The organism is Enterococcus sp. FR204 (genome assembly GCF_031143325.1).
In the GTDB taxonomy this organism is placed as follows: Bacteria; Bacillota; Bacilli; order Lactobacillales; family Enterococcaceae; genus Enterococcus_B; species Enterococcus_B faecium.
Genome location: NZ_JAKZIW010000030.1, coordinates 18,884 through 27,440, shown reverse-complemented (window position 1 = coordinate 27,440; position 8,557 = coordinate 18,884). Strand labels below are relative to the sequence as shown.

Genomic DNA, 8,557 nt, shown 5'->3' with positions numbered 1-8,557 from the left:
TTAATTTTATGGCTAGGTTCTTATTTTGTTATGGATAATAGAATTAGTCTAGGTCAACTTATCACATACAATGCTTTACTAGTATTTTTCACAGATCCTTTACAAAACATTATTAATTTACAAGTGAAAATGCAAACGGCTCAAGTTGCAAATAATCGTTTAAATGAAATTTTCGCGATTGATTCAGAAAAATCGAACCAGTCTTTTGAATATATGCTTTCTGAACAATTATTTCAACAAGATATCACTGTAAAAAACGTTTCATTCTCGTATAGCATGAAGGCCCCAACGTTGAACGAAATTTCATGTACAATTCCTTCGCACAGTAAAACGGCTATAGTTGGAGTTAGTGGTTCTGGAAAATCAACTCTTGCAAAGTTATTTGTTCGTTTTTATGAAGCATCAGAAGGATCGATCCATTATGGAAACATTAATCACTTAGACATTCCTTTTCAGATATTACGCGATCGAGTGACATATTTGCCTCAAGAGTCATTTTTCTTTAGTGGAACAATCATTGAGAATCTTATATTCGGTTTAGATAGCCCACCAAGTTTCGAACAAATAATAGAAGTTTGTGAGATAGTCCAACTAAATGAATTTATTAATCAACAGCCATTACGTTACGAGACATTGTTGGAAGAAGGTGGAAATAATCTTTCAGGAGGGCAACGACAACGATTAGCCATAGCACGGGCTTTATTAAAAAATCCGGACATATTAATTTTAGATGAAGCAACTAGTGGATTAGATACCTTGTTAGAACATGCAATTATGAATTATCTCCTCAATTTAAAAGAAAAAACGATTATTTTTATTGCACATCATTTACCAATAGCAAAAACATGTGATCAAATTTTAGTTCTCCATGAAGGGCATTTGGTAGAAAAAGGAACGCACGATGAACTTCGTTTTGCCGATGGTATCTATCAAAAATTATGGGAAATCTAGGAGAGGGAAACAATTTATGCAGAATAATAATTGGTTCGAACATTCTAGTATCTATACTAAACAACATCATAGCTTCTACCGTTGGGTGTTATACCCTGTAATTCTTTTTTTATGTATTATTGGATTGTTTTTAACCTTTGCTAAAAAAGAGGTTGTTATTCGGACAACGGCTCAATTGAACCCCGAAAAAATAGAGAAGTTACAAGTGCCATTAGAAGCTAAAATAATGGAAAACTTCCTAAAAGAAAATCAATTTGTTCATAAGGACGATGTGTTGGTTAGATTGGATTGTTCTTTAATAGAGAATGAAAAGGCTCAGATAGAACAAGAAAACCAACGTATTACTCAACAAATAAAGATGGCTCAGCTATTTATTGAAAGTATAAGTAAAGGAAAAAATTTGTTTTCAACGGATGACAGTTTTGGCTACAGTAATCAATTAAAGAGCATGTTGTCAGAAAAAGAATCACTCCGCTACGCTTTGAAGCAAAGTGAATTAAATGATCAAAAGCAATTAGAAGTATACGAAAAGACAAAAAGACAACTAGAAAAACAAATTGAGAGTTCAGATAGTAAATTACAAGAATGGCAACAAGTACAGGTAGCTTGGAGTAATAATCAATCATTAAAAGATTTTTCAAAAGAAATGAGCTACAGTGGACTTTGAGTTAAAAATAAAGAGCCCTAGTTATTTTGAAAAATAAAAAAAGAACAGCGTAAATGTTTTCGAAATGCTTTAGCACCAACATTTACCTGTTCCGTGGGTTTGGCACCCAATGGGCCGTGAGGGGCTCGAACCCGCGACCCGCTGATTAAGAGTCAGCTGCTCTACCAACTGAGCTAACGGCCCGTACAAAAAGTACTTAATAATAGTAGCACTAAGAATTTTAAAATGCAAGACTACATTTAAAGAAAATCAGAAAAATCTTTACTTCCTTATAGGAAATCATTCATAGATTATTCACATTTGCTCGCTATTATATAAGCATACCAACAAACAAAGTTCTTGCAAGAGAACAAACCCTAACACTTTTTTCATTTTTTACTCCTTTCCCGCCGTCTCCCCGGCGGGTCTCCTGTTCTTAACGATAAAAGACAAGAAGGCTTAGCCTTCTTGTTTTTTGTTTTCATGGAATCCCGCTAATCAAATTACCTAGTTAAAGCAACTAGATTGAATGTTTATCATAAGTCTGATATCATGTTTATGAAATGAAAAAAGGAGCGGTTATGATGGAAAAAATGCGTCAGCAATTAATGGAGTGGGGGAAGGAACTGGAAACATTCCGTCTGCCTCACTGGGAAGAACTCCCTGACTTAGAACTTTATATGGACCAAGTCAGAACGTTAGTTGATCGTTATCTTTCACCTGTGATACAAGGAGAAAAGCATCCATTGCTTACCTCTTCTATGGTAAACAATTACGTTAAACTAGGTTTGATACCAGCACCAGTTAAAAAAAGATATAACAAAGAACACGTAGCATTTTTACTTGCAATCACTACGTTGAAACAAGTATTGACTATTCCTGAAATCAAAGAAGGGATATTGTTCCAAGGAAAAACAGTAGGAATTCGTGAAGCCTATAATCTATTTTGCGATGAACAAGAAGCAGCTGTGTGGATGGTCAGCCAATTAGCACAAGGTAAATCTCATCCGCAAAAATTCGACCAGGCAACCCCTGTAGAATATATTGCTGTAAGAGCGGCAACTTTATCGTTTGCAATGAAACTTCTTGCGGAAAAAACGATTGTTCTAGAAACCGAATATTTAAAAGAGGAGAAAACAAATGAAAAACAATAAAATCGCAATTTTAGTAGATTCAGGTACGGATGTGCCAGAAGAATTGATAAAAAAATACGAGATGTATATGATCCCATTGAAAATTATTTATAAAGATCAGGTATATACAGATAAAATTGACATTACCCCTGAAGAGATCTATCAACGTTTGCCAGAGGAAATCCCTGGTACATCTTTGCCGGATGGTGAGTCGATCACAGAAATCTTTGAGCAAATCAAAAAAGACGGTTATGAAAAGGTACTTGCGGTAACAATTTCCAGTGGATTGAGCGGGACATATAATGTGGTTCGTTTAATTGCACAACAGCAAGAAGAATTGGAAGCATATGTACTAGATACGAAAAATATTGGTATTGGTGCAGGTTTTTCTGCGATCCAAGCAGCAAAATGGCTGGAAGAAGGAGTAGAATGGGATCAACTGATCAGTAATCTGAATGAGTTAGTCGAAAGAACAAAAGTTTTCTTTAATGTTGCGACATTGGAATATCTTCAAAAAGGTGGACGAATCGGTTTAGTTGCTTCTATTGTAGGAACCGCTTTAAAACTTAACCCAATCATCTCATGTAATGAAGAAGGGATTTATTACACAGTAGGAAAAGCTAGGGGACGTAAAAAAAGTTTGGATAAAACGGTTGCTTACGTCAAAGAAAAAATCGGTAATGCAAAGGTCTTCAACTTAGCTGTTGCCCATGGGGATGCGAAAGAAGAAGCAATTGAAATGGAAGCGAGACTTAAAAGAGAGTTCCCACAAGCAAACCAAATCTACTTTGGCCAGATTTCTCCGGCATTAGTAGTCCACACTGGTCCGGGATTATTGGGTGTCGGTATACAAGTTTTAGAAGGATAAATCAAAAAAAGGAAACACTGAGGTGAAAATCAGTGTTTTCCTTTTTTATTGAAGTTAGAACAAAAAATAATAAAGTATTTTGCACTTTCATTTTAATTTTCTCTTTTGTTTTATAGGCAAAGATGAAACAAAAGCAGAAATACGGTATAATGAGAAGGTATGACAATAATATATAAGAGGTGGCTCTTTATGAAAAAAGTTTTAGTTGTCGATGATGAGAAGCCGATTTCGGATATCGTCAAATTCAATTTAGCCAAAGAAGGCTATGATGTTTATACTGCATATGATGGGGAAGAAGCCTTGGAAAAAGTTGCTGAGGTAGAACCTGATTTGATTTTACTTGATTTGATGCTACCTAAAATGGACGGCTTAGAAGTTGCTCGTGAGGTACGCAAAACTTATGATATGCCGATCATTATGGTAACAGCCAAAGATTCTGAAATTGATAAAGTCCTAGGCTTAGAGTTAGGCGCCGATGATTACGTGACCAAGCCATTTTCCAACCGAGAATTAGTTGCACGTGTCAAAGCAAATCTTCGTCGCGGTGCCACGGCTGCGAAGGAACCAGAAGAGGCAGCACCTGCGGAATTGACGATTGGTGATTTGACGATCCATCCAGAAGCTTACATGGTGACGAAACGAGGAGAAACAATCGAGTTAACACATCGTGAATTCGAACTACTCTTTTACTTGGCGAAGCACCTTGGACAAGTGATGACAAGAGAACATTTATTACAAACGGTTTGGGGTTATGATTATTTTGGAGATGTACGAACAGTGGATGTAACTGTACGTCGTTTGCGTGAAAAGATCGAAGATAATCCAAGCCATCCAAATTATTTAGTGACACGTCGTGGTGTCGGTTACTATTTGCGTAACCCAGAACAGGAGTAATTGGATGAAAAGAAAAGTCCGCTTTTTTCGATCAGTCAATTTTAAGATCGCTATTACCTTTATTCTGATTTTATTGATCTCGATCGAAATTATTGGTGCCTACTTTATACGTGGTTTAGAACGTTCCACGATCAATACATTTATTAAAGATATGAATCAAACGGTGGAATCATTAGCAACAACAATCAGCCCGGAATTGAATCGAAAAGATAATGCAGATGATGAAGAGGTAAATGCGAATATCAAAAGATTTATTGAAAACAGTGCGACTAGCGATATCATCGAAATACGGGTCGTTGACGAAAAAGGGATCATCCGAGGAACAACCGATGTCAATGAACAAAGCGCTGTGGGAAAGAAAAATGATTATGTTGATATCAATGATTTCACGACTAAACGTTATGTTGCTTTAGATAACGACGATAAACGGGTGAATATCAATGTTCAACCGATCCTGTCCCCGACCGGCGATGCCGTTATCGGGGCTCTTTACGTCAAAAGTAATATCGAACAAAAATATTCGGAAATCAATAACACAGCAGTCATTTTCTTTACTGCCTCACTAATTGCGGCATTTATTTCAATGATCGTATCTGTTTTAGTTGCTCGTTCGATTACACAGCCGATCGGTGAAATGAGAGAACAAGCCATTCGAATCGCTAGAGGAGACTACAGTCGGAAAGTCAAAGTGCATGGACAAGATGAACTTGGACAGCTGGCTGATACCTTCAATCAGTTAGCTGAACGTATTGAAGAAGCTCAAGATACAATGGAAGCTGAACGCAATCGTTTGGATAGCGTGCTATCCCATATGACAGACGGCGTCATTGCGACAGATCGCAGGGGTAAAGTCATTACGATCAATGATATGGCTGTTTCCTTGCTAGATATCAAAAACGAGGAAGCAATCGGACAATCGATTTTGACACTTTTAGATATCGAAGAAGAATATACGTTGCGGAAATTATTAGAAGATCCAAACGAAATGGTACTTGACCGTTCAACCAGTACATTGGAAAGTGATCAGATGATCTTGCGAGTAGACTTTTCTATGATCCGTCGCGAATCAGGTTTTATCAGCGGATTAGTAGCTGTCTTGCATGATGTGACAGAACAAGAAAAAACAGAACGGGAACGTCGTGAATTCGTCTCTAATGTTTCCCATGAACTTCGTACACCGTTGACAAGTATGCGTAGTTATATCGAAGCATTGAGCGAAGGTGCGTGGAAAGACGAGGAAGTAGCACCAAATTTTTTGAAGGTAACGCTAGATGAAACAGACCGAATGATTCGAATGATCAATGACCTCTTAAATCTATCTCGCATGGATACAGGTAATACCCAGCTTCAATTAGAATATGTCAATTTCAACGAGTTAGTGAATTTTGTTCTTGACCGGTTTGATATGATGGTGGGAAATCAGGAAAAAAATTATAAGATACGTCGTGAATTTACGCAAAGAGATCTTTGGGTCGAAGTAGATACAGATAAAATCATCCAAGTAGTCGATAATATCATGAATAACGCGATCAAGTATTCACCAGATGGGGGAACGATTACTTGTCGCTTATTAGAAACGCATAATAACGTGATTTTAAGTATCACCGATCAAGGATTGGGGATTCCTAAAAAAGATCTGAACCGAGTGTTCGAGCGGTTCTATCGAGTAGATAAAGCACGTGCAAGAGCACAAGGTGGGACAGGACTTGGATTAGCTATTTCTAGAGAAGTGATTAAGGCGCATCGAGGCGCTATTTGGGCAGAGAGCAAGGAAGGAAAAGGGTCGACTTTTTATATCTCGCTGCCATATGAACCTTATGAGGAGGAATGGTGGGAATGAGAATCTCTGAAAAAGTCGTTCGTATAGGACTCATTTTGATGGTTGCGTTAAGCATATACTTCTCTTATGCAATCTGGCTGAGCCCAGCAGGAAAAAGTTCAATCAACGTAGATGAGACAAACACTCAAATGATCGAGTCTCAAAGCAATCGAAAAACTTCCGAAGTCTTTCTTCCACTTCATGTTACATGGCACCATTCGGGAACGATCCAAGAAACCAACAGTGAAAATCTCGTGTACCGATTGCAATTGATCATCGATAAAGCAAGATTTGGAAAGCTTTCTGAAGTAGTTTCAGGAGACAAATCACAGTTTGAACAGGTGAAAAATCTGAACTCTGGTTTTGAGTTGGCCTATAATGCGCCTTTTTTGCTAAGAGAATACAAGGAAGCATTTGATTTAGATTTAGATGTGTCGAACTTGGCAAAAGAAAGCGAAAATATGTATTTTACTAGAATACAATTCGATCAAGGAAATAAAAAAATCCGATTTTTGAATTATTCGAACCATCTCGTATATGAAGCGAATATTTCGTTGAATTGGACAGATATCAATAAAGAATTAACAGCAAAAGACACAAAATGGACAGAAATGACAACAGAACCATCGACGATCGACACGCAATATGCTACGAAACATTCGATCAAACTGAAAAAGTATAGTTATATCCTGTCACAGCAACCCTATACACTTTTTAGAAATGCTTTTTTCCAGAAACCAGATAGCGTGAAGAATAATGATGAAAGCAATGAATTGATTTTTTACGGTGGGAATGAAACAATGTCTATCCATTCGGAAACGCAAGTAGTTGATTTTCGTGGAGAGCTGCCAGAGAAAAAAGAAAATGCTAGTGTATTTTCTGAAAGTTTCCCCTATATTAGCAAATTAGGCAGTTCTTTAGGGAACCTCAGATATTTTGACCGCAGTGACAATACGATCGATTATCGGATATTCGTGGAAGGCTTCCCGGTTTTTGGGACAGACAGCAGAGGACAGATTGGTGTGGAAGTTGGCGGTGAAACGAATGGTTCTGTGCAAGTGAATATCCAAACCAGTTTGAATACGATTCAAGTGCCGATACCTTCAGACGAAGAAGTAGAACTTGCAAGTACGAATGAAATCATCCAGCAGTTAAAAGCTAAGGGAGCAGATAGCAACAAGATTGGTTCAGTGATCGTTGGCTATACATGGCAAAATGTCAAAGAAACGAATCGTGTCGTTGATCTCTTACCTGAATGGTATGTGAAATATAAAGATAACTGGTATTCAGCTAACGACCTTCTGGAAAAATTACCTGGATTGGAGGCGAATTAATTGGATTTCAAAAAAATCGAATGGATATTTTTCGTCGCTTTTTTAGGGTTGAATGTGTTTTTATTCAGCAGTTATCATGACGCGGTATACCAAGAAAACAATGTCATTCGCTCTAATCAGACTGAATCAATCCAACAACGTCTGGCTAGCGACGATATCACTTACACGGGGAAGATTTCGTCTGAGAACAAGCAAGGCTATTATCTTAGCGCGGAGCAGACCAATCTTAGCACTTCATTAGCGAATTATCGCAAGGCTGGTAAAAGCGGCTTGCTGGCAAGTGGTGTGTTTTTAGACGGTGATGTTTTGACGAAATCTTTATCCAGTTCAGATGCTGAAAAGAACGTGATCGATCCAGATAAAATTAGTAGTTCCTTGGAAGATTTTTTATCTAACAAAGACAATATTTTATTCGGTAATGATTATGTGTACACGAAAAATTTTTCTCATTTAGAAGAAGAACCACTAGAAATCCAAGCAAGCCAAGAGTATGAAGGCATCCCATTCAATGATGATACAGCAAAAATCGTTCTTTCTTTAGAAAAAAACGATAATGATTATAGCATCACGAAATACATGCAGACGCATTTATCTGATATCGAGCAGCTGCGCGAAAAGACGGAACTGTATACGGAAGAGGAAGCAATCAATACATTGTACATCAATAACAAAATACCAAGAGGATCAAAAATTTTATGGCGTCAGCTAGCTTATTCCTGTATTCTGAAAGTCCGGGAAAAAAATGTGTATGTTCCTGTTTGGCATGTAGCGATCGAAACAAGCGATAAAGTGGTCCAAATCGAGAGCGTCAACGCTTTCAGCAATACGATCGTGACAAACAATACTGTACCAAAAGTGGAAGATCAATAAAAAAGCGAGTATAATGAAAAAAGTTTACAAAGTAAGAAGGGA

8 protein-coding genes and 1 tRNA gene are annotated in these 8,557 nt (G+C 37.4%); 8 read left to right on the top strand and 1 reads right to left on the bottom strand.

Annotated features, from left to right (window positions below; genetic code table 11):
- A partial coding sequence (locus RG571_RS08165) for an ATP-binding cassette domain-containing protein (RefSeq protein WP_308947613.1) occupies positions 1 to 951 on the top strand: 951 nt, incomplete at its 5' end.
- Positions 952 to 967: 16 nt separating this feature from the next.
- A complete protein-coding gene (locus RG571_RS08160) occupies positions 968 to 1,618 on the top strand; it encodes a bacteriocin secretion accessory protein (RefSeq protein ID WP_002318501.1) in 651 nt (216 codons plus the stop codon).
- 110 nt (positions 1,619 to 1,728) lie between these two features.
- Here the strand turns inward: RG571_RS08160 and RG571_RS08155 are convergent.
- Positions 1,729 to 1,801, bottom strand: a tRNA-Lys gene (locus tag RG571_RS08155).
- 380 nt (positions 1,802 to 2,181) lie between these two features.
- On the opposite strand from RG571_RS08155, the gene RG571_RS08150 reads away from it, so the two are divergent.
- The 6 genes from RG571_RS08150 (at position 2,182) to RG571_RS08125 (ending at position 8,515) form a co-directional block, all read left to right on the top strand.
- Positions 2,182 to 2,751 (top strand): DUF1836 domain-containing protein, encoded by a 570-nt coding sequence (locus RG571_RS08150; RefSeq protein WP_002322652.1) that lies wholly within the window; start codon positions 2,182 to 2,184, stop codon positions 2,749 to 2,751.
- Positions 2,738 to 3,598, top strand: a complete 861-nt coding sequence (locus RG571_RS08145; RefSeq protein ID WP_002299785.1) for a DegV family protein — start codon at positions 2,738 to 2,740, stop codon at positions 3,596 to 3,598. Before RG571_RS08150 ends, RG571_RS08145 begins: the two co-directional genes overlap by 14 nt.
- 189 nt (positions 3,599 to 3,787) lie before the next feature.
- Positions 3,788 to 4,492 carry a response regulator YycF gene (gene yycF / locus RG571_RS08140; protein WP_002288850.1) on the top strand — a complete coding sequence of 235 codons (705 nt, stop codon included), beginning with the start codon at positions 3,788 to 3,790 and terminating at the stop codon, positions 4,490 to 4,492.
- 4 nt (positions 4,493 to 4,496) lie between these two features.
- Positions 4,497 to 6,332: a cell wall metabolism sensor histidine kinase WalK gene (walK, locus tag RG571_RS08135; protein WP_002294131.1), complete on the top strand. Its 1,836-nt coding sequence runs from the start codon at positions 4,497 to 4,499 to the stop codon at positions 6,330 to 6,332.
- Positions 6,329 to 7,645: a YycH family regulatory protein gene (locus RG571_RS08130; RefSeq protein WP_002318504.1), complete on the top strand. Its 1,317-nt coding sequence runs from the start codon at positions 6,329 to 6,331 to the stop codon at positions 7,643 to 7,645. Before walK ends, RG571_RS08130 begins: the two co-directional genes overlap by 4 nt.
- The gene (locus RG571_RS08125) at positions 7,646 to 8,515 is read left to right on the top strand and encodes a two-component system regulatory protein YycI (RefSeq protein WP_002288853.1); all 870 of its coding nucleotides are present in this window, start codon (positions 7,646 to 7,648) and stop codon (positions 8,513 to 8,515) included.
- Positions 8,516 to 8,557 lie beyond the last annotated feature (42 nt).

Coding starts and splice junctions, on each gene's coding strand:
- yycF (WP_002288850.1), top strand. CDS start 3,788: ATGAAAAAAGTTTTAGTTGTCGATGATGAGAAGCCGATTTCGGATATC.
- walK (WP_002294131.1), top strand. CDS start 4,497: ATGAAAAGAAAAGTCCGCTTTTTTCGATCAGTCAATTTTAAGATCGCT.
- RG571_RS08145 (WP_002299785.1), top strand. CDS start 2,738: ATGAAAAACAATAAAATCGCAATTTTAGTAGATTCAGGTACGGATGTG.
- RG571_RS08130 (WP_002318504.1), top strand. CDS start 6,329: ATGAGAATCTCTGAAAAAGTCGTTCGTATAGGACTCATTTTGATGGTT.
- RG571_RS08150 (WP_002322652.1), top strand. CDS start 2,182: ATGGAAAAAATGCGTCAGCAATTAATGGAGTGGGGGAAGGAACTGGAA.
- RG571_RS08160 (WP_002318501.1), top strand. CDS start 968: ATGCAGAATAATAATTGGTTCGAACATTCTAGTATCTATACTAAACAA.